Origin of the sequence: Streptomyces sp. ACA25, from assembly GCF_028200735.1 — a bacterium.
Lineage (GTDB): Bacteria > Actinomycetota > Actinomycetes > Streptomycetales > Streptomycetaceae > Streptomyces.
Window position 1 is genome coordinate 1 of the sequence record NZ_JAQKPV010000018.1, and the last position, 24,227, is coordinate 24,227.

The 24,227-nt window shown below is 71.9% G+C and carries 20 protein-coding genes; 10 read left to right on the plus strand and 10 right to left on the minus strand.

Going from position 1 to position 24,227, the window contains the following annotated elements:
- Nucleotides 1–286: 286 nt before the first annotated feature.
- Both PJ985_RS21600 and PJ985_RS21605 read right to left on the minus strand, forming a co-directional pair.
- Complete coding sequence (locus PJ985_RS21600) at nt 287–2,014, minus strand: ATP-binding SpoIIE family protein phosphatase (RefSeq protein WP_271685558.1); 1,728 nt, start codon at nt 2,012–2,014, stop codon at nt 287–289.
- An 86-nt stretch (nt 2,015–2,100) separates the two neighbouring features.
- Entirely contained in the window at nt 2,101–3,534 is a 1,434-nt protein-coding gene (locus PJ985_RS21605) for an NAD(P)/FAD-dependent oxidoreductase (RefSeq protein WP_271685559.1), read from the minus strand.
- A gap of 322 nt (nt 3,535–3,856) precedes the next feature.
- On the opposite strand from PJ985_RS21605, the gene PJ985_RS21610 reads away from it, so the two are divergent.
- Nucleotides 3,857–4,450: a TetR/AcrR family transcriptional regulator gene (locus PJ985_RS21610; RefSeq protein ID WP_443033561.1), complete on the plus strand. Its 594-nt coding sequence runs from the start codon at nt 3,857–3,859 to the stop codon at nt 4,448–4,450.
- 265 nt (nt 4,451–4,715) lie between these two features.
- Entirely contained in the window at nt 4,716–6,587 is a 1,872-nt protein-coding gene (locus tag PJ985_RS21615) for an NPCBM/NEW2 domain-containing protein (protein ID WP_271685560.1), read from the plus strand.
- A gap of 72 nt (nt 6,588–6,659) precedes the next feature.
- Here the strand turns inward: PJ985_RS21615 and PJ985_RS21620 are convergent, their stop codons facing one another.
- A complete protein-coding gene (locus PJ985_RS21620; RefSeq protein WP_271685561.1) occupies nt 6,660–8,732 on the minus strand; it encodes an asparagine synthase-related protein in 2,073 nt (690 codons plus the stop codon).
- A 619-nt stretch (nt 8,733–9,351) separates the two neighbouring features.
- Between PJ985_RS21620 and PJ985_RS21625 the strand changes: the two genes are divergently transcribed.
- The 4 genes from PJ985_RS21625 (at nt 9,352) to PJ985_RS21640 (ending at nt 14,371) form a co-directional block, all read left to right on the plus strand.
- Nucleotides 9,352–10,863 (plus strand): hypothetical protein, encoded by a 1,512-nt coding sequence (locus tag PJ985_RS21625; protein ID WP_271685562.1) that lies wholly within the window; start codon nt 9,352–9,354, stop codon nt 10,861–10,863.
- Between the two features lie 36 nt (nt 10,864–10,899).
- The gene (gene lhgO, locus PJ985_RS21630; RefSeq protein WP_271685563.1) at nt 10,900–12,174 is read left to right on the plus strand and encodes an L-2-hydroxyglutarate oxidase; all 1,275 of its coding nucleotides are present in this window, start codon (nt 10,900–10,902) and stop codon (nt 12,172–12,174) included.
- 141 nt (nt 12,175–12,315) lie between these two features.
- Nucleotides 12,316–13,038, plus strand: coding sequence for a tRNA (guanosine(46)-N7)-methyltransferase TrmB (trmB, locus tag PJ985_RS21635; RefSeq protein ID WP_271685606.1), 723 nt, complete (start codon nt 12,316–12,318; stop codon nt 13,036–13,038).
- Nucleotides 13,039–13,111: 73 nt separating this feature from the next.
- Entirely contained in the window at nt 13,112–14,371 is a 1,260-nt protein-coding gene (locus PJ985_RS21640) for a PrsW family intramembrane metalloprotease (RefSeq protein ID WP_271685564.1), read from the plus strand.
- 100 nt (nt 14,372–14,471) lie between these two features.
- Here PJ985_RS21640 and PJ985_RS21645 read toward each other — a convergent pair whose 3' ends face one another.
- Nucleotides 14,472–15,170, minus strand: a complete 699-nt coding sequence (locus PJ985_RS21645) for a DUF305 domain-containing protein (RefSeq protein ID WP_271685565.1) — start codon at nt 15,168–15,170, stop codon at nt 14,472–14,474.
- Between the two features lie 146 nt (nt 15,171–15,316).
- On the opposite strand from PJ985_RS21645, the gene PJ985_RS21650 reads away from it, so the two are divergent.
- The 3 genes from PJ985_RS21650 (at nt 15,317) to PJ985_RS21660 (ending at nt 18,372) form a co-directional block, all read left to right on the plus strand.
- On the plus strand, nt 15,317–16,777 hold the full coding sequence (locus tag PJ985_RS21650) for an LVIVD repeat-containing protein (protein WP_271685566.1): 1,461 nt from the start codon (nt 15,317–15,319) through the stop codon (nt 16,775–16,777).
- 167 nt (nt 16,778–16,944) lie between these two features.
- A complete protein-coding gene (locus PJ985_RS21655) occupies nt 16,945–17,376 on the plus strand; it encodes a DUF4240 domain-containing protein (protein WP_271685567.1) in 432 nt (143 codons plus the stop codon).
- A 498-nt stretch (nt 17,377–17,874) separates the two neighbouring features.
- Nucleotides 17,875–18,372 carry a hypothetical protein gene (locus tag PJ985_RS21660; RefSeq protein WP_271685568.1) on the plus strand — a complete coding sequence of 166 codons (498 nt, stop codon included), beginning with the start codon at nt 17,875–17,877 and terminating at the stop codon, nt 18,370–18,372.
- 81 nt (nt 18,373–18,453) lie between these two features.
- Here the strand turns inward: PJ985_RS21660 and PJ985_RS21665 are convergent, their stop codons facing one another.
- The gene (locus tag PJ985_RS21665; RefSeq protein WP_271685569.1) at nt 18,454–18,903 is read right to left on the minus strand and encodes a hypothetical protein; all 450 of its coding nucleotides are present in this window, start codon (nt 18,901–18,903) and stop codon (nt 18,454–18,456) included.
- A 112-nt stretch (nt 18,904–19,015) separates the two neighbouring features.
- Entirely contained in the window at nt 19,016–19,393 is a 378-nt protein-coding gene (locus PJ985_RS21670) for a winged helix-turn-helix transcriptional regulator (protein WP_271685570.1), read from the minus strand.
- A 125-nt stretch (nt 19,394–19,518) separates the two neighbouring features.
- On the opposite strand from PJ985_RS21670, the gene PJ985_RS21675 reads away from it, so the two are divergent.
- Entirely contained in the window at nt 19,519–19,926 is a 408-nt protein-coding gene (locus tag PJ985_RS21675; RefSeq protein ID WP_271685571.1) for a RidA family protein, read from the plus strand.
- Here the strand turns inward: PJ985_RS21675 and PJ985_RS21680 are convergent.
- From PJ985_RS21680 to PJ985_RS21695, 4 genes are all read right to left on the minus strand, one after another.
- Complete coding sequence (locus tag PJ985_RS21680; RefSeq protein WP_271685572.1) at nt 19,916–20,170, minus strand: hypothetical protein; 255 nt, start codon at nt 20,168–20,170, stop codon at nt 19,916–19,918. The two genes, PJ985_RS21675 and PJ985_RS21680, sit on opposite strands and share 11 nt — an antisense overlap.
- Nucleotides 20,171–20,365: 195 nt before the next feature.
- Nucleotides 20,366–21,553, minus strand: a complete 1,188-nt coding sequence (locus tag PJ985_RS21685) for a serine hydrolase domain-containing protein (protein WP_271685573.1) — start codon at nt 21,551–21,553, stop codon at nt 20,366–20,368.
- A 253-nt stretch (nt 21,554–21,806) separates the two neighbouring features.
- Complete coding sequence (locus tag PJ985_RS21690) at nt 21,807–22,832, minus strand: tetratricopeptide repeat protein (RefSeq protein ID WP_271685574.1); 1,026 nt, start codon at nt 22,830–22,832, stop codon at nt 21,807–21,809.
- A gap of 540 nt (nt 22,833–23,372) precedes the next feature.
- Nucleotides 23,373–24,023, minus strand: coding sequence for an ATP-binding protein (locus tag PJ985_RS21695; protein WP_271685575.1), 651 nt, complete (start codon nt 24,021–24,023; stop codon nt 23,373–23,375).
- Between the last annotated feature and the right edge of the window lie 204 nt (nt 24,024–24,227).

Here is a 24,227-nt window from a genome sequence, read left to right on the forward strand (position 1 = left end):
AGGAGTTGTTCGCACCTTCCGGCGCGAGCCCCACCGTAGAGGATCTTCGCCCGAATTCAAAATCGTCCGCCGACTGCAAATCAGCAGCCGAAAGAGACCCTGACGGGAGAACTCTCGAAGTGGTTGCCACCGGAGGGGGCAAAAATTGCCACTGGGCTTCGGCAGCCCCGCGGCAACCCGGTCAACTATACGGAGGAGGTCCGGCACCGTCAAACCAGCTCCCGCCCCGGCGTCAAGAGGACACCAGGGGCGCCCGAGTGCGCCTCCCCCGCGCATCGACCGGCCCTCAGCTGCTGCGGGTGCTCCCCGGCTCGGGCCGGGGAGCGGGCAGGGTGAACTCCGCCCACACCGCCTTCCCTCCCTCGGGCAGCCGGCGGGTGCCCCAGTCGCTGGCGACGGCCGCCACGATGGAGATGCCCCGCCCCGCCTCGTCGGCCGGCTGCGCCTGGCGACGGCGCGGCAGGTGCTCGTCGCCGTCGGTGACCTCCACGATCAGCCGTCGGTCGGTGCGGCGCAGCCGGAGCCGCATGGGGGCCTTTCCGTGCTGGACCGAGTTCGCGACGAGCTCGCTGGCAGTGAGCACTCCCAGCTCGCGCAGCTCGTCGGGGAAGCGCCAGCTGGCGAGCACCCCGTCGGCGAAGGCCCGGGCCCGGGGGGTGGCTTCCACTCCGCCGAGCAGTTCCAGGGCCGCGCCACGGAAGAGCAGCGCCTCCTCCGGTGTCCGCTCGGGGTTGGCCAGGACCAGCACCGCGACGTCGTCGTCGTGCTCCTCGGTGATACCGAGGGCACGGAGCAGCCGGTCGCAGATGATCCGCGGGCTGTCGACGGACCCGGCCAGGGCGGCTTGCAGCGCGTCCAGCCCGACGTCGATGTCGGCGTCCCGGCGTTCGACCAGCCCGTCGGTGCACAGCACCGCGCTGGCGCCACGGGGGAAGGGCAGGGTGCCGGAGTCGTGCACCCAGCCGCCGGTGCCCAGCGGTGGGCCGGTCGGCTCGGCGGCCCGGAGCACCGTGCCGTCCGGTTGTCGTACGAAGATCGGAAGATGCCCGGCGGAGGCGAAGACCAGAGTGCTCTCGTTCGGGTCATGCACGGCGTAGACGCAGGTGGCGATCTGGCTGGCATCGATCTCGGCCGCGAGCACGTCGAGCAGTTGGAGCACCTCGTGGGGCGGCAGGTCGAGCCGGGCGTACGCGCGCACGGCGGTGCGCAGCTGCCCCATGACCGCCGCGGCGCGCACCCCTCGGCCCATGACGTCCCCGATCACCACGGCGGTGCGGCCCGCGCCCAGCGTGATGACGTCGTACCAGTCTCCGCCGACCGCCGCCTCGGTGCCGCCCGGCTGGTAGATCGCGGCCACCCGCAGGTCATCGGGCTGTTCCAGCTCCTGGGGGAGCAGACTGCGCTGCAGAGTGACGGCGGCGGCGCGCTGCCGGCCTTCGCTCTCCCGCAGCCGCTCCGCCGAGACCACCTGGTCGGTCACATCGGTGGCGAAGACGAGCACCCCCCGGCCCGCCTCCTCGTCACTCACCTTCAGCTCGACCGGGGTGCAGGTGAAGGTGAAGAAGCTGCTGCGGACCTCGCCGACCACCCGCCGGGACTTCAGCGTGCGGGGGGTACCGCTGCGCCGCACCTGGTCCATGAGCGGCAGCAGACCCAGCTCGACGAGTTCGGTGAGCGCCGCCCGGGCGGGCTCGCCCGCCGTGCGGGCACCGAACACCCCGGTGTAGGCGTCGTTGACGTAGGCGACACGGTGCTCCGCTCCGTGCACGACGGCCACGGGGGTGGGGACCTGACCGAGCAGCTCATGGACGGCTGCGACATCGACGCGGCGGACGGAGGCCAGGGCCTCGGCGGCGTCAGGGAGCTCACCGCGGGCCGCCGGTACGGCGCGGGTTCCCGGCGGGCGGGCGCCCGCGGCCTGCGGGGAGGGCGTGCCGTTCTCCGACCGGCCGGCTGCGGCAGCGTTGCGCCTCTGCGTTCCGGGCAGCCGGAGGCCCCAGCGCGTCAAGTTCACAGCGATCCGTTCCGATCCGGTTCATGTCTGATGTTGTTGCGGCCGGCCGGGGCACCCCGCCCGCTCCAGGTGCGGCCGCCGGGGTCCTAGGATCCGCCGGGCCGGCTGGGTCCGTCAGGGCGCTGGGCGGCGCCCGCGGCGGACTCGAACTCGGCGCGGGGGTGCTCCAACGAGCCGAGGGAGACGATCTCACGTTTGAAGAGCCCCGCAAGGGTCCATTCGGCAGCCACGCGCGCCTTCCGGTTGACGGTGGGCACCCGGCTGAGGTGATAGGTGCGGTGCATCAGCCAGGCCGGGTAGCCCTTGAGCCGTCGGCCGAAGACCCTGGCAACGCCTTTGTGCAGTCCGAGGGAGGCGACCGAACCGCGGTAGGAGTGCCGGTAGTCGGTGAGCGGCCGGCCGTTCAGCCGGGCGACGATGTTGTCGGCGAGTCTCCGTGCCTGGCGCACGGCGTGTTGAGCGTTGGGGGCGCACAGCGGCAGCCGCCCGTCGGGGCCGGGGTCGTCGGCGCTCAGGTCGGGGACGGCAGCGGCGTCCCCGGCGGCCCACTCGTGGGAGGCGCCCTCGACGCGGAGGTCCGGGGTGCAGCGCAGCCGCCCGCGGTCGTCGAGAGGAAGTCCGCAGGAGGCGAGGACGGGGTGCGGCTTGACGCCGGCGGTCCACACCAGGGTCCGGGTGCGGTGCCGGGAGCCGTCGCTGAGCGCCACCACCCGGTCGGTGCAGGAGTCGAGGCGGGTTTCGAGCCGCACGTCGATGTTCCGGGCGCGGAGTTCCCGGAGCGCGTACCGGCCCATGCTGAGCCCGACCTCGGGCAGGATGCGGTTGCTGGCCTCGACGAGGAGCCACTTCAGTTCCCGCGGGTGGATGTTCGGGTAGTAGCGGCAGGCATAGCGCGCCATGTCCTCCAGCTCGGCCAGCGCCTCCACGCCGGCGTAGCCTCCGCCGACGAAGACGAAGGTGAGGGCGGCGTCGCGGACATCCGGGTCGCGGGTGGAGGAGGCGATGTCGAGTTGTTCCAGGACGTGGTTGCGCAGCCCGATGGCCTCCTCGACGGTCTTGAATCCGATGCCGTGTTCGGCGAGGCCGGGGACCGGGAGGGTCCGGGACACGGAGCCGGGGGCGAGCACCAGCTCGTCGTACGGGATGCGGTTCGGCGGACTGCCCGCCTCCTTGCTCCCGAGGCTGCAGACTTCGGCGATCCGGGCCTTCGGGTCGACCGCGGTCAGCTCGCCGGGAAGGAATCGGCAGCTCTTGAGCACCCGGCGCAGGGGCACCACGACGTGGCGGGGCGAGATGTTGCCCGCGGCGGCCTCGGGAAGGAACGGCTGGTACGTCATGTACGGCTCGGGGTTGACCACGAGGATTTCGATGGCGCCGCGTGCCAGCTCGCGCCGGAGTCTGTGCTGGAGGCGCAGCGCCGCGTACAGGCCGACGGAGCCGCCGCCGGCCACGAGGATGCGGGTGGACCGTTCGGCCTTGGCCGGGTGTCCCGCTGCTTGTTCCGCTGCTTGTGCCGTCACCTGACCATGAGGCACCGGGCGGGCGGCATTTGTCCACAGCTTGTGGCCGGGGATGCTCCGATCGGGCGGTCGGCTCGCGAAGTTCGTCCCCTTCTCAGTGCCGGGGGCCTGAACTATGTTCGTCTGCGGGGAGAGGTGGGCTGCACCTCTCCGAAGGGTCGCCGAGGCGTCTCCGGGGGAGACGGCGGTACGGGGGGAAGCACACATGTGGACACAGCAGAAACCGGATGCACGACAGGAGCCGGCCGCAAGCGGGCCGGACCGCCCGGGAGAGGCGTCACGGCGGCTGCCGCGGCAGTCCTCCCGCGCACAGCCGTTACGGGTGGACGCGCAGCGCAACCTGCGGCATGTGCTCAGTGCGGCGCGGGACGTGTTCGCCGAGCAGGGTTACGACGCGCCGATGGAGGAGGTCGCCCGCCGCGCCCGGGTGGGGGTGGGGACCGTCTACCGGCGGTTCCCCAGCAAGGAGGCGCTGGTTCAGCACATCGCCGACGAGGAGACCCGGGTGCTGACGGACCGGGCATGGGAAGCGCTGGAGTCGGAGCCGGAGCCCTGGGGTGCGCTGGAGTGCTTCGTGCGGGCGTCGGCCGCTTCCGGCACCGGCCGGCTGCTGCCTCCGGAGCTGCTCACCGCCTGCGCGGTCGGTGGTCCGGCGGACCGGGTCCCGCAGCAGCGGGGCACCGAGGGGGCCGGCTCCGCGCAGCGGTCGGACGCGCGTGAGCTGCTTGCGGTGATGGAGCGGCTGGTGGAGGGGGCTCGGAGCGCCGGGGAGCTGCGGCCGGACGTGCTGGTGGGCGATGTGGTGCTGGTCATCGCGACCATTCCGCCGGCGCTGGGCGAGGCGCGGCGTCAGTCGGTGGCCTCGGCCAGATTGCTGGAGATTCTGTTGCAGGGGCTGCGGCCCGCCGCACGGTGACGCCCGGACGAGTGGTTCTCGCGTTCCCCGGACGAAGGCGCGTCTTTCGTGTGGCACGCTACGGGCGTAGCCGGACAGCGACAGAGGGTACGAGGGCTTTGCCGCCATGAGCGTTGAGGAGCAGGACGGTTCCGCGAGCCCGGGCCGCCTGGCCCGGAGCGGCCGTGCTGCGGGGGCCTCCGGCGGTGGGTTTCCCGGTCGGCACGCGGCCCCCGCGGGGGGCGCGTTCCCGCGGCAGCGGGCCCCGGTCCCGGACCGTTCCCTGGTGGCGGATCTGGCGCTGGTGGACCGGATGCGGGTGGGTGACGCGGCGGCGTATCAGGAGCTGTACCGGCGTCACGGCTATGCCGTGCGCCGTTACGCGCGCCTGTGCTGCCGGGATGTGGAGTCGGCGGGCGCCCTGACGGACGAGGTGTTCTCCGCGACCTGGCGTGCGGTGCGTGGCGGGGCGGGTCCGGAGACGGCGGTGCGGGCGTACCTGCTCACCTCGGTGCGGTGGATCGCCGCGGGCTGGGCGGGTACTCCCCGGCGGGAGCGCCTGGTCGAGGAGTTCGCGGAGTTCGCGGTGACGGCGGTGGCAGCGGTCACCACGGGGCGGGCGGATGGAGTTGCCGGGCGGCACCGGCCGGTGCCGCCGCGCCCCCTGCTCCGCTTCGGCGCGGGCCTGGCGGGCCCGGGGGCCCCGGTGGCTCAGGTGCAGGCCATGCTGGAGGCCGAACGGTCGATGATCGTGCGGGCTTACCGCTCGCTGCCGCAGCGCTGGCAGACCGTGCTGTGGCACACCGCCGCGGAGGACGCCTCCGCGCAGCGGGTGGCGATGCTGGTGGGTTTGACTCCGGAGGCCACGACAGGTCTCGCGCACCGGGCCCGGGAGGGTCTGCGGCAGGCGTACCTGCAGGCGCATGTGAGTCGTGCGCTGGCGGCGGGCGGGGACTGCGCCCGCCATGCTGATCAGCTGGGCGCTTTCGTCACCGGCGGTCTCCGGATGCGGGTGGCGCGCGCCCTGTGCCGGCATCTGGCGGAGTGCACGGCGTGCGGCGCGGCTGCTGAGGAGGCCGGTTCGCTGGACATCCGTCTGCGTGCGGTGCTGCCGGTCGCGGTGATCGGCTGGCTAGCCCCCCGGGCCGCTCCGGGGTCGGGTGCCGGTGCGGGGTCCGGTGGGTCGGGCGGTGCCGGTGGGCGTCGGCCGGCGGGTGGGGGCGGGCCGGCGGCCGGGGGTCTGGCAGCCGCGGTGAAGGCCGGGCTGGCGGCGACGGTGACGGTCGCGGTGACCGCGACGGTGCTGGCGATGGCGCTGCTCGGGGGTTCGGTGCCCGGGCAGCAGAGCCAGTCGCTCGAACCGCCGTCCGCGCCGCCCGGTCCGCGGTCGCCGCTTCCGGAGACCGGGCAGGGCCCGGAGCCCGCCGCGCCTCGGGAGGAGCCGCCCGCCGCCGTGCCGGAGGGTCCGGTTCCGGGGGCTTCCGGGCCGGCCGCGGAGTCCGTTCCGGAGGCAGTGCCGGAGCCGACGCCCGGTGACGGCCACGCCCCCGGTTCGGCTTCCGGGGGCGAGCGGGAGCCGGAGGCGCTCCCTCCTGCTCCGGCCACGGTTCCGGTCCCGCAGCAGGAGCAGCGGGAGTGGGAGCGGGATGATGCGACGACCGGTCCGGTGCCCGGGGCGCCGCCGGAGGGTCCCGCTGAGGAACCGGGGCGTGCCGCGGAGGACGCCGCGGGGGTGACGACGTATGTGGTGGCGGAGCTTCCCCGGGTCGCGGTGAGCGACGGGCGGCAGCCGGCCGTGCGCAGCGGCTGGCTGTGGCAGCGTCATGGCTTGGCCATCGGTGGCCGGCACTACGCGCATGGGGTGACGCTGACGGCCCGGACCTCGGTGTCGATCGACCTCAACCGCGCGTGCACGTCCTACCGGGCCCGGGCGGGCATCGACGATCTCAGCACGGACGCGGGGGCGGCGGTGCTTTCCGCGTGGGGGGACGGGAAGCTGCTGTGGCGGTCGGAGGTGCTCCGCAGTGGCGAGGCCGCGGTGCCGCTGCACGTCCCGCTGGCGGGGGTGCGGACACTGCGGCTCGACGCGCGGCCGCACGGCGTGTGGAGTGCCGCGGCGTTCGCCGATTGGGCGGAGTCGGAGATCAGCTGCCGCTGAGGGCGTGCCACCCCACCGGGGTCGGGGCAGCCGGCGCGTCACAGCTGACGACAGGTCAGGCCTGACGGCGGTTCAGGGGCTGACGCCGCTGCTGACCGCGCGCGGTTCGCGGTTGCCCTCGCCCGTCCAGCAGGAGCCCCGGCGGGCCATCAGCCGGCGCAGCCACACTTCCATGGAGACGAGCTCGGCCAGTCCGTCGAGCGGCAGCGGTTCGCCCTGGGCGGCGGCGCGGAGCGCCCTGCGGACGACGCGGGCCTCGATGAGGCCGGCGTCCGCGAGCAGCGGTGCTTCGAAGAGGTCGACGAGGTCCCCGACGGCCAGCCGCAGCCCGGCCTGCACCGTTTCGGCCTGCTGCATGCGGTTGGTGGCGCCCCAGCCGGGGGGCAGCTCCCGGACGCCGGCGCTGTGCAGCACGGCGCGCAGCACGTCCGGTCGTGCTCCGGGCTGGACGCGCAGCGTTTCCGGGAGTGCGCGGCAGGCCCGGACCACCTGGTTGTCGTAGAAGGGTGCGTGCAGCCGCTGGTGCCGGGCTTCGGTGGCCTGCTGGAAGATCCGGTGGTCGGCGGCGTGGTGGGCGAGGGCGGCGCGGGCGCGCAGTACGCCGGGGCGGCCGGTGGCGTGCGCGGACCGCGGGCTCAGGGCTGCTCCTTCCAGCCGCATCGAGACCTCGGCGAGGGCTTCTCCGGTCAGCCAGCGGGCGGCGGGGCCGGGGCGGCTCCAGGCGAGGGAGGCGAGGGAGGCGCCGAGGGCGCCGTCGGTGAGCGCCGCCGCGTCGTCGGGGGACTCGCGCAGTCGCACGGCTGCTCCGGCCAGGCCCTCCGGGTAGGGGGTGCGGGCCAGGCGGCGGGCGGCGCGGTAGACGGTGAAGGGGACGAACATGGTGGACCGGCCGTTGCCGCTGGCTTTGGCCAGGGCCCGGACGGGGCGCAGCAGGTGCCGGCGGTGCCGGTCGAGCAGCAGGTCGGCGAGGCGGGCGGGGTGGGCGTCGAGGACCTGCCGGGCTCCATTGCCGATGAGGTGGTCGGTGCTGCCCGCGGCGAGCCGGTGCCGGTGCCGGGCGGCGCTGACGAGGCTGGGGCCGGGTTCGTCGGTGAGCGGGCCGCTGTCCAGCTCGGCGTAGGGGAGGGTGGTTTCGTCGCCGGTGACGACGATGTGGTGCAGGCGGGGGTTCGCGGCGATGGCGCGGGCCCGTTCGAGCTCGGCGAGGCGGGCGGTGTGGGCGGCGGGGGTGCCGGCGGTCAGGTCGTTGAAGGTGACGGCGAGGAGCCGTTCTCCGGCGAGGGTGTCGCCGGTGCCGAAGACGGTGCCCGGTTTGCCGGGCAGCCCGGCGGCGAGGAGGGCGAGGGTGCCGGAGGCGGTGCCGCCGGACAGGTCGGCGCCGACGCCGGGTGCGGGTTCGGGGCCGGACCGGGCGGTGCGCCGGTCGGCGGGCCCCATGCCGGGTACCGGTCCGGGGTCGGGTGCGGTGTGGCGGGGGGCGGCGAGCCGGGTGCGGACGGCGTCGACGAGTGCTTCGCGGACACCGGCGACGGCGGCTTCGCGTTCGACGGGCGGGGCGGCGACGACGAGCGGGGTGGCGGGCTCGTAGTCGACGATGTCGCGGCTGCCGCCTTCGCGCAGGACCAGTGCGTGGCCGGGCCGGACGCGGTGGACGCCGGAGTAGGGGGTGCCGTCTCCGAGCGCTTCGGGGGTTTCCGGGCAGGCGAGGACGGCCGCGAGGTGGGGGATGTTGAGCTGGGCCTCGGTGAGGTCGGCGAGCGGCAGGGCCGCGGTGGCGTAGGCGGTGCCGCCGGCCCAGGGGGTGTGGAAGACGGGGCGGCTGCCGGCGAGGTCGGCGGGGATGGCGGTGCGGCGGCCGAACCGGGCGACGGCGGTGTAGCTGCCGGGCCAGGTGGTGAGTTTGCGCAGGGCTCCGGCCCGGGCGGAGATGAGGGAGCTGCGCAGCTGGGCGTCGTCGGCTCCGCAGTAGCCGAACACGGCGAGGTGGGTGTCGCCGTCGGCGTGCACGAGGCGGATCTCGTCCGGGCGCCAGTCGCCGACCGCCCAGAGCGGGTCGGGTCCGTCCCAGAGCGGCTGGGCACCGAGCGGCTGAACGTCGCGCAGTGCGCCGGCGGTGGCTCCGCACCATCCCACCAACCATCGCATCGCCGCCTCCCCTATGGAAGATCTAGCCCGCAGGTCACGCGGGCAACCACCTGGTGCTGAGGCCATGCTGCCACGGCACGGGCGGGAACGGTGCACACCGGGGGGGCAGTTAAACGGGCAGGACGAAGCGGCCGGTCCGGCCTCCGGCGGCGGGAAACCGGCTCTTTCCGGCCAATGTCCGTAGGGAACAGGGCCGTCGTGCGGTTGCGTGCCGGCGGGGGCGAAGTCGGGTTCCAGGAGGTGCTGCTCACTTCGCGGGCACCTCTGTCACCAGCGGGGACGGCGGTGGCGGCCGGCTCCGGCCGGTCGGCGGCCCGGTGCGGCGGGCCGACCCACGCGGCTCTCATCCAAGGCCTCCGCCGCTCACCGGCACAGAGCGCACGCGGCGGCGCACGGCCACATGCCCGGAGCACAATCCACTTCCGGCCGGGCGCGTCGCACTGGTGGACGAATGCGGGGCGCCCGGGACGCCGGGACAGCACGGGAAGGTACAAGTCCAGCCATCCGGGGTCGAACCTCTTAACGGTCAGAACGTGCCGAACTACGCTGGGTTCACGGAAGTGCGGAAGGTTCTGTGCCGGGCACGGGGTCGCCGTCGGTGTGTGTCAGGGGTGCGCGCATGTCCAGGGAGCCACGCGGGCCGAACGAAAAGCTCGGTACCGTCCTCGCCCTCGCGGGTATCAGCAACGCCGGACTCGCCCGCCGGGTCAACGATCTCGGCCGGCAGCGGGGGTTGACGCTGCGCTACGACAAGACTTCCGTCGCCCGTTGGGTCACCAAAGGCATGGTGCCGCAGGGCTCCGCCCCGCATCTGATAGCGGCAGCCATCGGCAGCAAGCTCGGCCGGCCGGTCCCGCTGCACGAGATAGGGCTGGCCGACACCGATCCGACGCCCGAGATCGGCCTGGCGTTCCCCAGGGGCGTGCCGGCGGCGGTGCGGACCGCCACCGAGCTGTACCGGTTGGACTCGGCTCCCGGCCGGGGCCTCTGGCAGACGCTGGCGGGCTCGTTCGCCGTCAGTGCCTATGCCACGCCGGTCTCCCGCTGGCTGATCTCCCCCGCCGACGCCACGGTGGCGCGGGAGACGGCCGAGGGCGACGGGCCGCCCCGCGAGGGAGCCGCCCGGGCCGGGTCCGGCGGCGCTCCCGGCACGGGGCCGGCGGGTGCTGCGGGCTCCGACACGGAGCCGGGGGCGGCGGCCCACGGCCCAGGGGCCCGGGTCGGGCACAGTGATGTGGCGAAGCTCCAGGAGGCCGCCGTGGAGGCCCGCCGCTGGGACTCCAAGTACGGCGGCGGTGACTGGCGTTCCTCCATGGTGCCGCAGTGTCTGCGATCGGACGCGGCACCACTGCTGCTGGGCAGCTACAGCGAGGAGGTGGGGCGCTCGCTCTTCCGGTCGACGGCCGAGCTGACCCGGCTGGCCGGCTGGATGGCGTTCGACACCGGCCACCAGGAGGCCGCACAGCGGTATTACATCCAGGCCTTGCGGCTGGCGCGGGCGGCGGCCGATGTGCCGCTGGGCGGCTACGTCCTGGCCTCCATGTCGCTGCAGGCCACCTACCGGGGCTTCGCCGACGAGGGCGTCGATCTCGCCCAGGCTGCCCTGGAACGCAACCGCGGGCTCGCCACCGCCCGGACCATGAGCTTCTTCCACCTGGTGGAGGCGAGGGCGCAGGCGAAGGACAACGACGCGGTGGCCTGTGCCGCGGCGCTGTCCGCCGCGGAGAGCTGGCTGGAGCGCTCCCGCCCGGGTGACGCGGACCCCAGCTGGCTGGAGTTCTACGCCTACGACCGGCTCGCCGCGGATGCCGCGGAGTGCTACGCGGACCTGAAAATCCCCGGGCAGGTGCGGCGCTTCACCGCGCAGGCGCTGTCCGAGCCGACCGAGGAGTTCGTGCGTTCGCACGGGCTGCGGCTGGTGGTCGCGGCGGTTGCCGAGCTGGAGTCCGGGAACCTGGACGCGGCCTGTGCGGTGGGGGCCCGGGCGGTGGAGGTGGCGAACCGCATCTCCTCGGCACGGACCACCGACTACGTGCGCGACCTGCTGCACCGGCTGGAACCGTACGACAACGAACCGCTGGTCCAAGAGCTCCGGGAGGCTGCTCGCCCGCTCCTCGTCGCTCCGGCATGATGTCGCACATGACAGGGGCACGCACCAGAACACGGCATGGCTGACTCCGGCAGCCTCTCCGGGGCGTCCAGGGCGTCCGGGTCCGCCCGACGACCCGTGCCGGGCGGGCGGGCCGGGCGCCCCCGGTACGACTGCGACGTCCTGGTGGTCGGCGGCGGCATCGTGGGGCTCGCCACCGCTCACGCGCTGCGCGCGGCGCGGCCCGGCCTCGCGGTGACCGTGCTCGAGAAGGAGCCGGGGCCCGCCCGGCACCAGACCGGCCGCAACAGCGGAGTGATCCACAGCGGGGTGTACTACCGGCCCGGCTCGCTCAAAGCGCGCTTCGCGGTGACCGGCGGGGCCGAGCTGGTCTCGTTCTGCGCCGAGCACGACATCCCGCACGCGCTGCCGGGCAAGGTGATCGTCGCCACCAGCCGCGCGGAGCTGCCGCGGCTGGGCGAGCTGGCACGGCGGGCCCGCAGCAACCGGGTGCCGGTGCGCGAGCTCGGCCCCGCCGCGCTCGCCCGGCGGGAGCCGCACGTCCGGGGCCTCGCCGCACTGCATGTACAGAACACCGGGGTGTGCGACTTCACGGCGGTGGCGGACCGGCTCGGCACCATGACGGACCTGCGCGGCGATTCCGCGGTCCTGGCGGTCGACCGTCGCCCCGGCAAAGGGGTCGCGGTGCGCACCGCCCGCGGTGAGGTGCTGCGCGCCCGGGTCATGGTCAACTGCGCCGGCCTGTACAGCGACCGGATCGCCCGCCTGGCCGGGGACGACCCGGGGCTGCGGATCGTGCCGTTCCGCGGCGAGTACTACACGCTGCGCCCGGAGCGCGCCGAGCTGGTGCACGGGCTGGTCTACCCGGTGCCCGACCCGGCGTTCCCGTTTCTCGGTGTCCATCTCACCACCGGTTGGGACGGCCAGGTGCACGTCGGTCCGAACGCGGTCCTGGCGATGGCGCGGGAAGGCTACCGCTGGAGCACCTGCCGTCCGGGGGAACTGGCGGAATCACTTGGGTACCCGGGTGTGTGGCGGCTGGCGGGCCGGCACTGGCGGGCGGGTGCCGGGGAGCTGCACCGTTCGCTGTCCCGGCGCGCCTTCACGCGGGCGGTGCGCCGCCTGCTGCCGGCCGTCACCGAGTCCGATCTGCTGCCCGCGCCCGCCGGGGTGCGCGCGCAGGCGGTGCTGCCCGACGGGACGCTCGCGGACGACTTCCGGATCACCGAGGGCCCGCACACCGTGCACGTCCTGAACGCTCCCTCCCCGGCGGCCACGGCCTGCTTCCCGATCGGCCGTGAGGTGGCGGACCGGGTGCTGCGGCAACTGTGAGCCACGGCCGTCCCCGCCCCGGAGTGCTCCGGGGCGGGGGCGGCAGGGTGGGAGCAGGGGCGGGGGCGGCAGGGTGGGAGAGGGCGACGGGCACCCGGGCGCGGCACGTAACATCGAGGCACTGTGTCTGACAAACCCACCATGTTCCCGCCCGGCGGCGGCCCGTCCGCCGACCCGGCCGGTGCACGCCACGAACGCCGCATCCGCAGCTTCCAGCCCCGCCGCAGCCGCGTCACCTCCGGCCAGCGTGCCGCCCTGCTCGAGCTGTGGCCGCGCTGGGGGCTGGAGATCGACGGCAATTCCGTGCTCGATCTCGACGAGCTGTTCGGCGGGCTGCCCGTGGTCCTGGAAATCGGCTTCGGGATGGGCGAGGCGACCGCGGAGATGGCCGCCGCCGACCCGGGCACCGGCATCCTGGCCAGTGACGTGCACACTCCCGGGCAGGGCAATCTGCTGCGGCTGGCCGCCGAGCGCGGTCTGACCAACGTCCGGGTGGCCAACGGCGACGCGATCATCCTGCTGCGGGAGATGCTGCCGCCGGCCTCGCTGTCCGGCGTGCGGATCTTCTTCCCGGACCCCTGGCAGAAGCAACGGCACCACAAGCGGCGGATCATCCAGCCGGAGTTCGTCGAACTGGCGGCCACCCGGATGGCCCCGGGCGCCCTGCTGCACTGCGCCACCGACTGGGCGCCGTACGCGCGGCGGATGCTGGAGGTGCTGACGGCCAGTGAGTCCTTCGTCAACACCGCGCCGGACGGCGGTTTCGCGCCGCGGCCGGAGTACCGCCCGCTGACCCGCTTCGAGCGCCAGGGCCTGTCCAAGGGGCACGAGGTGCGTGATCTGATCTTCCGCCGGACGCCGTAACGGCCGGCCCTCAGTGGCCGGGACCGGCCGTGTGACCTGTCGGCACCGTGCGTCACGCCGTACAGTCGATCGGGTGCACCGGCAGGCTCCTCCGGATACCCTCTCTCCTTCTCCTCCGCGCCGCTCCGCCCCCTCCGGTGCCGCGGCGTGGTGGCACCGGCACGGCTACGTCCTGCGGGCCCTCGGAGTCAGCGCGGCCCTGGGGTTGTGCGGGGTGCTGGTGATGATCCTGGTGCGTCAGGAGACCGGGCCGGAGGGCTTCCTCGTCGGCCTCGGCCTGGCGCTGCTGCCGCTGCCCCTCCTCCTCGGGCTGTTCCGCTGGATCGACCGCGTGGAGCCCAGACCGTGGCGAAACCTGGCCTTCGCGTTCGCCTGGGGCTCCTGCGCCGCCACCCTCATGGCCCTGGTCGCCAATGGGCTGGTGGTCGGGTGGCTCACCGGTGACACCGCGTCCATGGCCCCGTCGCGGGCCGACACCCTGGAGCTCACCGTGGTCGCACCGGTGATCGAGGAGAGCGCCAAGGCCGCCGCCATCCTGCTGCTCTTCCTGCACCGGCCGGGCGCCTTCGACGGGGTGACGGCCGGGCTGGTCACCGCAGGCGTCACCGCGACCGGCTTCGCGTTCACCGAGAACATCCTCTACCTGGGGAGTGCCTTCGCCGATGACCGGATGCTGGGCACCCCCGCCATCGACTCGGCCACCGCCACCACGTTCTTCGTCCGCATCGTCATGGCTCCGCTGGCACATCCGCTCTTCACCGCCCTGACCGGCGTCGGGTTCGGGCTCGCGGCTCTGCTGCCGGTGCGCCGGAAGGTGTGCCGGGTGCTGCTGCCGGTGACCGGACTGGCCGCCGCGATGGGCCTGCACTCCGCGTGGAACGCCTCCACCTCGCTGGCTCTGCTGGGTTTCGGCGCGGTCTACCTGCTGCTGATGCTGCCGCTGCTCGGCCTGCTGGGCTGGCTGGCGGTGTGGTCGCAGCAGAGCGAGTTGCGCGCCATCCGTGACACGCTCCCGGCGTACGCGGAGGCAGGCTGGCTCGCCGAACCCGAACCGCACGCCCTGGGCTCCCTGCGCTCCCGTGCCCTGGCCCGCCGGCTGGCCCGCCGCGACCACGGCCCGGCCGGGGCCCGGGCGGTCGCCGGCTACCAGTCGGCGGCGACCTCACTGGCCCTGCTCCGGCGCCGCGCGGACCGCGGGGTGATCGTCCCGGACTTCACCGCCCGGGAGATGGACCTGCTGCTCCGCCTTCGGCGGCATCAGCCGTTGGCGGCGGGGCCGACCATCGCCGCCGCGCTGGCCGAGGCCCGTCCGCACATCCCCGCCCACTGGTGACGCGCCGAGGACCACCCCCGGAGCCGACCGGACACCCGGCACACCCGGCACACCCGGCACACCCGGCAGGCTGCCCGCACCATCCGGGCGGACGGCATCCTCACAGGTCGCGCAGCAGGTTCCGCATCCGGCCGGTCTCGGCGTTCTGCTGGGCGGCGATCTCGGTGGCGAGCTCGGTGACGGCCTGTTCCCCGCTCTCCGCCAGCACCTCCGCCGACATGTGCACGGCCCCCTCGTGATGAGTGATCATCAGCTCCAGGAACAGCGTGTCGAACGCGGTGGAGCGAGCCGCCCCGAGCGCCTGGAGTTCCTCCGGGGTGGCCATCCCCGGCATCCCCTCGTGTGCCGCCGGGCCTTGGCCGTGGCTGTCATCGCCGTGGCCGTCGTCGTCACCGTGGCCGTCGTGCTCGCCGTGCTGCTCCAGCCAGGCCTCCATGACGGCGATCTCCGGGTCCTGCGCCGCCGCGATCCGGGCCGCCAGGCGCACGACCCGCTGATCGTCCGCGTGCCGCTCGGCGAGAGCGGTCATCTCCAGCGCCTGCCGGTGGTGCACGATCATCATTTCCATGAAGGCGAAGTCGGCCGGCCCCGGAGCGGTCCGCCGACTCTCAGCGGTGTCCCGCACCTCCTCCGGCGACAGCGTCCGCGCCTCTTCGCCGGGCTTGCCCGGGGCGATCACGGACGCCGCCCCGTCCACCGTTCCCGATGCTCCATCGGAGCTGCATCCCGCGAGGAGCGCCGTGACGAGCAGGGTGCCGACGTACAGTGCTGACGTCCGGGCGAGCTGACGGTCTGTCATGCGACCTCCTGGAGCGCGGGCGTTCCGGCGGGTTCCGGGCCGGGTCCCGCCCGAAAGTGACTGTTGTTGTGTACATGCATAGTCAATACTGATGGGCACCGTAGCAACTCCGTTTGGAACCCACAGGATCCCAGGAGGCACCACCAGTGACGTCGTTGCACAGACCCCGGCGCCGACGGCTCGGCGCGGTAGCGGGCGCTCTCGGGCTGCTGGCCGCACTGCTGGCCACCGGCACGGCCAACGCCACCCCCGGCACCGAAGACCCCCCGGCAACCGAGGAGATCACGGAAAACGACCGGAAAGCGGTTGAAACCGCGATCGCCGAGGGTGACATCCCCGGCGTCGGGGAGATCGTCCACAGCAAGAACATCACCCATCTGGCGAACGTGCCCAAGGGATCCCTGACGGGCACCAACTCGGACCTGGCGTTCCAGGGCCGGTACGCCTTCGCCGGCAACTACGACGGCTTCGTCATCTACGACATCCGCCGCCCCGCTTCACCCCGCGTCGTGACCGAGGTGTACTGCCCGGGCGCGCAGAACGACATCTCCGTCCACGGTGATCTGCTCTTCCTGTCCGTGGACTCCTCGCGCAGCGACGACTCCTGCAACAGCACCGCCCTGCCGGCGACGCATCCGGAGGCGTGGGAGGGCATGCGGGTCTTCGACATCAGCGACAAGACCGCCCCGCGCTACGTGGCCGCCGTCGAAACCCCCTGCGGCTCGCACACGCACACCCTGGTGCCGGACCGCCGGGACATCTACATCTACGTCTCGTCCTACTTCCCCCACCCCACCTACCCCGACTGCCAGCCGCCGCACGACGGCATCTCGATCGTGAAGGTGCCGCGCAAGGCCCCGGAGCAGGCCGAGATGATCAGCTTCGAGGTGCTCTTCCCGGACGGCGGATACCCCGGCTCCCCCGGCACCGCGACCAGCGGCTGCCACGACATCACCGCCTACCCCAAGCTCAAGCTGGCGGCCGGCGCCTGCATGGGTGACGGCATCCTCATGGACATCTCCGACCCGGCGAAGCCCCGGGTCCTCGACCGCGTGCAGGACCCCGAGCACTTCGCGTTCTGGCACTCGGCGACCTTCAGCCAGGACGGCAGCAAGGTCATCTACACCGATGAGCTCGGCGGCGGCGGCGCCGCCACCTGCAACGAGCGCACCGGCCCCGAGTACGGAGCCAACGGGATCTACCACATCACCGGAAAGGGCGACCAGCGGAAGCTGGACTTCCAGAGCTACTACAAGATCCCCCGGCACCAGGCCGACACCGAGAACTGCGTGGCGCACAACGGCTCGCTGATCCCGGCGAAGGGACGCGACATCATGGTCCAGTCCTGGTACCAGGGCGGCGTCTCGGTCTGGGAGTTCACCGACTCCGCCAGCCCTGAGGAGATCGGCTTCTTCGACCGCGGGCCCGTCTCCGACGAGCGGCTGACCTTCGGCGGCACCTGGTCGGCGTACTACTACAACGGCTACATCTACTCCAACGACCAGGCAGGCCTGGACGTCCTGCGGATCACCGACCGCCGGACGAACAGCGCCCGGAGTGTCTGGCTGCACGAGCTGAACGCGCAGACCCAGCCCAGCTACCGCTGACGGCGAAGTGTGCGGGAGCGCCTCCCCCTCGGGGCGGCGCTCCCGCACACCCGCCGCCCCGGCCCGCGTGACCTGCCGCAATCCTTGTCGGCCACCGCCGCCCGGCCGACCGGAGCAAGCACCTGACACGCTCCGGCTTGTCACACCCGTCCGCCATGCTCTCCGGCATGAACGAGAACGACTTCTGGCAGCTCATCGAAGCGTGCAGTTCCTCCGGCCCCGACCCCGAGGGCGACGCGCTCGCCGCCGCCCTGACCGCCCGCCTGGCGAACGGCCCGGTGTCCGAGGTCGTCGGCTTCGCCGAGCAGCTGGCCCTGATCCTGTACCGGCTGGACCGCAGGGAACTGGGCGAGGACCTGTCGGGCGACCAGTTCCTCTACACCCGTGCCGCAGTCGTCGCAGCCGGCCGTGAGGAGTACGAGGCCGTACTGCGAGACCCAAAGCGCTTCCTGCCCTACGCCAACAATCTCGTCTGGGCCGAGGCACTGCTGTACGTGCCCGACGACGCGTACGAGCAGCTCACCGGCGAGGATTGGGACCGCAGCACCCGATACAGCTACGAGACGGGCTCCAACGCCGCCGGATGGGCCGACGCATAGGCGCCGGCGGTCGTTCCCCGGTGGCGATCGGCACACCGGGCAGCGGCTGCTCCGGCAGGAGTCGGCGAAGCCCTTACGCTGCCGACAGCACCCGGTGCCCGGTCGCGACGCACCGGACGCTTGTGTCAGGCGGCCGTCGCCACGGGTGCCGCGTCGCCCTGGTCCGTGAGTGCGCGGTACCGGGTGCAGGCGTCACCGGCCTCCTCCGGACGGCCGTGCCGTTGCACTGTTGTCTGCCCCAACAGCCGTCGCGAACCCGTCGATGCAGCACGACTTAACTGACGAATTCGCTCCGGCATCCGGTAGCTTCACGAGTTATCTGGGATGGGTGGGGCCTGGTTTCAACTCCCGTGGGTAACACTGACTCCAGCCGCAGCGATGAGTCAACGACGGTCCAGTTGACACAACGTTACAGTTGGCAGCCTGACAGAAACCGGGGCCACAGGACCTACACCTCGTGCTTCAACAGCTCGTCGAGGGCCCAGTCAAGGAGCTGGGGTGACGTGGGGCGAGGTGATTTCGGGCGTGCCCCTGCTGCTCTTCGCACCCCTGTTGGTCTGCCTGGCACTTCTGTGGTGTCTCAGCCGTCGCCTGCACAGCTGGGAGAGGACCACGGTGCGGCCCCTCGCTCTGCACGACGCGGGCTGTCTCGCGGCAACCGCCGCCTGCGCAGCGGCCCTCAGCCTGCTGGCAGGCCACATCACGGACAGCGGACTCACCTCCGCGGCAGGGCGCAACGTGCTGTTCCTGACAGGGACCGCGCTCCTGGTGTGGGCGTTGGCAGGCCCCTACGCTGCGGGGATGGCCCCGGTCTGCTGGGTGATGGCCGTGACGCTGTTCGGGTATTCGGGGCCACAGGGACGGTCGTGGTCGGTCATCGCACTACCGGCCGACCACCGAGCGGCCGCCGTCGTCGCGGTCCTCGTCTTCGCCGCAGGGCTGGCGTCGGTCCCCGGTACGTCACGCCATGCTGTGCCGAGCGCGGGGCCAGCATGAGACACACGCACTGCCGCTCCCCCGGCCGTGACGAGGTTCTCGGTGGCATGGTGGTGGACCGCGCCACTCCGGCCCGTCGTCTCAGGCGGCCGTGGCCGTCGCCGCGGGTGCCGCGTCGCCCTGCGCCGTGAGTGCGCGGTACCGGGTGTAGGCGTCACCGGCCTCCTCCGGGCGCCCGATCGCCACGAGCGACTGCGCCCGCAGCAGCCAGGCGTCCGCGGAGCGGCTGCGCAGCGCCATCGCGGAGTCCGCGACCCGGCGGGCCAGCCGCTCCTCCCCCGCGTCGAGCGCCCTCCGCCCCACCCGCAGGAGAGCGGCGAACGAGACGTCCGGATCGGGCTCCGGCGCGGTGTGCTCGACGACCAGAGTCCCGATCGCCGCCACCAGCCGCCCCCGTTCCGGGGTCTCCGGCTCCTCCCCGAGGGCCGCCACGTACCGCGCGCACTCCCGCACGCAGGCCGTCAGCAGATCCTCGGCCCGTGCAACACTTCCGGGCCGCAGCCCCACCAGTCCTGCCCAGCGCTTCGTCATGCCACCAGCCTGCCCACGCCCGGCGCCGCCGCCGTAACCCGCAAGCACCCGGCAGGTGAACGTTCCCCGACAACCCGGGCCCGAGGGCCGTGACGGGCGGGTGGTCGGCCCGTCAGTCGTCGAAGCCGTGGCGGGAGGCCTCGATGTGACCGAGATACCGGTGGGTCCAGTCACACAGTCCGTCGATCGTCACTCGCAATGCTTGGCCCGGCTCGGTGAGGGTGTACTCGACGCGCGGCGGCACGACCGGGTACACCGTCCGCTCGACCAGGCCGTTGCGCTCCAGCATGCGCAAGTTCTGGGTGAGCATCTTGTGGCTGATGCCCTCGGTCTCGTCCCGCAGCTCACCGAAGCGCAGGGTGCGCTCCCCCAGAGCCTCGATGATCAGAAGGGCCCACTTGTTGGCGACGTCCGAGAAGATCTCACGAGCCAGTGAGTCGGCGCGCCTCAGGTCCGCTTCGTCGGGCGATCCGCTGAACTGCTTGGTCACCTTGAGGTCCCCCAGTCACTGAAAAGTGCGTTCTTCCATGTCAGCGACCACTCTCTTACGGTTCTCAAGTAACCACAAGAGAGCAAATGAGTGGCAGCACGCACTCATGACAAGGAGGCACCAGCATGCCCATCACCCTCGTGAACCCCAACGGACTGCCGAAGATTGATGCCTATCAGCAGGTGTCGATCGCGACCGGCTCGAAGTTGCTCTTCATCGCTGGCCAGGTCGCCTGGGATGCCGACGGTGTCACGGTCGGCGAGGGTGACCTCGCCGCTCAGGTCGAGCGGTGCTACCTCAACATCGGCACCGCCCTGGCAGAGGTCGGTGCCTCCTTCGATGACGTGGCGAAACTGACCGTCTACGTCGTTGACTGGACCCCTGACAAGATGCCCTTGCTCATGGAAGGAATCACCCGGGCGGCCACGAGGCTGGGCGGCAACCCGGCGCCCCCGGCCACCTTGCTGGGCGTTGCGGCGCTGGACGTACCTGAGCACCTGGTCGAGATCGAAGCCACCGCAGTCATCGAGTGACCAGGCCCTCTTCGGTGGTGGCCGGCAGCTTGCCACCGAGCGCGACCGGACCCGCTCCGTCGCCTTCGTCCGATAGGCCGGCCACCTGCACTCCGACGACGTCGAACTGTGCGGCTTCGTGCCCATGGTCGGCCAGGACGGCGAACACCACGGGACCATAGACCCAGGTGTCCCCGTCACCCTGTACGGGGACACCAACCAGGCCATCGACCCGGCCGCCCTGAACAACGTCTTCGACCAGCATGCATTCCACCTCGTGACGACCTCCTGAGCACGTCCAGCTCGTATCACGCTGCCGAGCAGCGACCCCCGAGGCGGACAGCACCGTGAAGGGGCACCGGGTCTGCCGGTGCCCCTTCTCTCGCTCCACGGCGAGCGGCCCGGCGATGTGGCAACTTCTGGCCAAGCTCCGGACACCGTGGCAAGTGACACGCACAGGTCAACGCAGGCACTCCCGCACGGCGGTGATGAGACGGTCCACGCGGTCATCTGCCCCGCTGCCCAGACGGTTGGTGACGAAGCCGAAGCCGACCCCGTACGCGTCGTCCCCGAAGGCCGTGCTGCCGCCTGCCCCGTCGTGGCCGAAGCTTCGAGGGCTGAGCAGTCTCCACTCCGGCGGGGAGTCGATCATGAAGCCGGTTCCGAACCGCCGGCCGAGGTCGATGCCGTCCCGCCAGGACGGCCCGGAGGACTGCTCCCGCACGGCGTCGGTCAGCGTCTTCAGGGTGAGCAGGCGGGTGCCGGTGTGCAGGCCGGTGGCTGCCGCCGCGTGCGTCGCGGCCAGGCCGCGCGCGGTGGCCACCGCGTTGCCGGCCGGCAGCTCGGCGGCCAGCAGGCTGGGGCTGCCGTAGCCGTACTTGCTGTCGGCCCCGGGGAAGTCGATCACCCCGTTCATGGTGAGGGCCCGGGTGAACAGGGTGTCCGGACCGGGCAGGGGCAACGGCTCCACGGGCTCCTCCAGCCGGGCCACCCGACCGGCCTCCTCGGGCGGCAGCCCGATCCAGGTCTCGATGCCGAGCCGGTCGCCGAGGAGCTCCCGGAAGTAGACACCGGGCGTGCGGCCGGTGACCCGGCGGATCACCTCACCGGCCAGCCAGCCGAAGGTGAGCCCGTGATAGGCGTGCGCACGGCCCGGTTCCCAGAACGGCGTCTGCTGCTCCAGCGCCTCCACGACCGGCGTCCAGGCCAGCACGTCCTCGAAGGTCAGCACCTCCTCCACCACGGGGAGTCCGGCCCGGTGGGTGAGTACCTGACGTACCGTCACCGCTTCCTTGCCGTGGCAGCCGAACTCCGGCCAGTACGAGGCGACCGGGGAGTCGAGGTCGAGCTGCCCCTCCTGCGCGAGATAGTGGAGCAGCATGCTGACGATGCTCTTCGCGCAGGAGAACACGAGCACCGCCGTCCCTTGCTCCCAGGCCCGTCCGGTCCGGCTGTCGGCGACCCCGCCCCATAGGTCCAGTACCGGCTCACCGTCCACGAACAGCGATACGGCGCCGCCACCGCGCCCGTCCTCGGGAAGGACCGTGGCGAACACGTCCGATACCGGTTTGAACTGTTCACTGACCCACCCCTGAACCCGCATGCTCTCCACCCCACGCTTCTCGTTGTCCGCGTCCGCGATGGACACCAGCAGCCCGCCGCCCCACCCCTGTGCACACGGCCACCAGTTGTCTCTCGCGTACCCGCAGATCCCCCGCGAGGAACAGGCGTGGTCCCTATTGCGCCGTCGTTCGTTACCTGGCCGCCGGCGAAGGCCGACGCTTCAGCGCAGCTCGGCAGCGCGCCGCACCAGCTCGGCCGCACCGGCGGCCTCCGGGATGCGCGCGAGACGGGCGCGCATGTCAGTGATCGCGTCGCGCACCTTGACGGAACGAAGACCGTTAGCGGAGTCGAGAAACGCGGTCCATCCGCAGGGCACCCAGATCGGCCAGCACGATCGCTCGGGTGCGTCGACGGTCCAGCCCGTGCTTTTCGAGCGCCAACCGGAGATGCTCCTCGGCTGCCGGCAAGTCACCGAGTCGGGCCAGAATCATTCCCGATTCGTTGGCCCACCGCCCGGTGCTGTAGTGCCCGGCCCAGGAGAGTCCGGGGGCGGCCGGTTCGCGTTCGATGGCCTTCGCTGAGGCCGCCAGGGCAACGGTCGCGGTGGGACGGGCGCCGTCCAGGGCAGCGGCAAGGGCCAGGGTCGCCTGGTAGTAGGCAGTCGCGCGCGGGTCCGACAGATGGCGCGCGCGATGGACGCATGCTTCGGCCAACCGCATCGCTGCCGCAGGATGCCCGAGGTCGATGGCCTGAACAGCCATGCCGCGCAGAGCGGTGGCTGCCACCTCAGCGTGACCGGCCTCCGCAGCCAGTCGGTAGGAGTGGGCGTAGTAGTGCTGGGACAGCCCTTGATTGCCCTCATCACCGGCCATCCAGCCGGCCAGATGAACCAGCTCGGCAGCTGCAGTGAACAGTTTCTTGCCGACTTCCGCGCGGTAGTCGCCGTGCAGCCAGGTGGCCACGTCCTCGGTCAGGTAGCGCACGGCCAAGTGCCTGGCGTGTCCGCCGCCGAGCTCGGCGGCGGCATCACCCAGGGCCTTGGTCATGCTGCGGATCGCTGAGACTTCGCCCTCGCCGACGCTGACTGCGCCACGGGCAGGAGTACGTGTCCGGCGCACGATGCTGTCCAGGTCGGGGAGGGCCAGCGCGCCGAGAGCGTAGGCGCTGGACGCCTGGACGAAGTGCCGTCGATCCATGTCGCTCCTCGCCAACTCGATGACCGAAACCACGGTATCGCCGGTATCCCCGACGCTTCCTGCCATTCGGTGTGCGGCCATGGCCTGTTGCAGCTGCTCCGGGTCCAGCCGCAACACCTGCATCAGCCAGGGAAGCCAGTAGTCCGGTCCACGGGTTCCACGCTCCATCGGTGAGTGCAGAGGCAGGCAGTCAATACGAGCTACGTTCGCTGCTGCTTGGGTCGAGCTCGGCCGGGCGCGAGACCGGACCTCACCTCGTACTCCCCGAGCTGTCCGCATAGTTCGGGAGAGCGTTCCACGACGCCACACGTACCTTTGCGAGCCTTCGGAGGTATGCGAATTCCAGTGAGTCACGCAGCAGTGCCTGCTCGTGGAATTCCTGCCGCAACTCCGTTGCTACGCCAGACAGCCTCTGCACGATCCATCGCACAGCCTCCTGCGAAGCAAGACCTGGCCTCGGCATCACCTCTCGCCAGCGCACAGGCGCAGAGGATAGGGAAAGCCCTGAAGTGAGTACGAGGGTCAGGAGAAAGCTACCGTCTTCACCGTGCTGGATCGGCGAGAGCTCGTGCACGGAGATTCCTGGCAAGAGACCGAAGTGCTGGGCAGCCGTGACCACATGGAGTAGGTTTCCGCCGTCGGACCAATCCCAGCCCTCGGCTCCCGCTTCTTGGATGACCTTGGCGAACAGGGCGTTTGTCGGCTCCATTACTCCACATCCTTCAGCTCGGCTTCGAACTTATCCTGCGCACAATTCAGCGTGCCCTCAGGATCACGACCATGTGCACGGAGCCAGTGCAGAAGGTCAGCGATCAGATCAATGGCCGCCATCTCAGCGACTGCCGTCTGCAAATTGTTGCTCACCGTCCCGGTACGCTGGGGGCAACGGCTGTAGAGCGCCAGCAATCCTTCTGTTTGCGTGACGCGCGTACCTCCCACGTGCCCGTGCGGCTCGGTCAAACCGGTGGCCATTTCACACCAGACGCGCTTTCCGTCGCCGGTGAGGATGACACCCCACCGGTCAGCAAGAGTGTCAACGAGTTGCATTCCACGCCCAGACTGCTGCTCGTCCGTCGCGTCGAGGAGTACGGGCAAGGCACGCGGGTCGTGGTCCCGCACAGCCACCCGCAGGTAGGTGCCCTGCATGCTCAACTCCAGCGTGATGGGGGCGCCGTCACACACGTGCACGATGACGTTGGTCACCAGTTCACTCACTAGGAGCGTTGCGCGATCGACCACACCGGGGAGCCCCCAGGCGGTCAGCCGTTCGGCTACCTCTCGGCGCAGTTGGGGCACCTCGTGAGGGGTCGCCAGGAGCGACACCTGCCAGGTACCTCTGTCAATCCCGCATGAGCACATGGGCCGCAGCTCCCTCGGTCGTCGGCAGTCGTGTCGACCTGACACCCATCACTCTGTGCGCCGGGTCAGCTACTACAATGACAGAGAGAAGTTCCGTGATGTAACTTCTCACGGCTCTCGTTCGGGTGAATGTCGCCGGCTCTGCCTGACGGGCCCGCCTACCCTGAGGGCCGCCACCCGACAGGCGCCCACCCGGAGGAAACC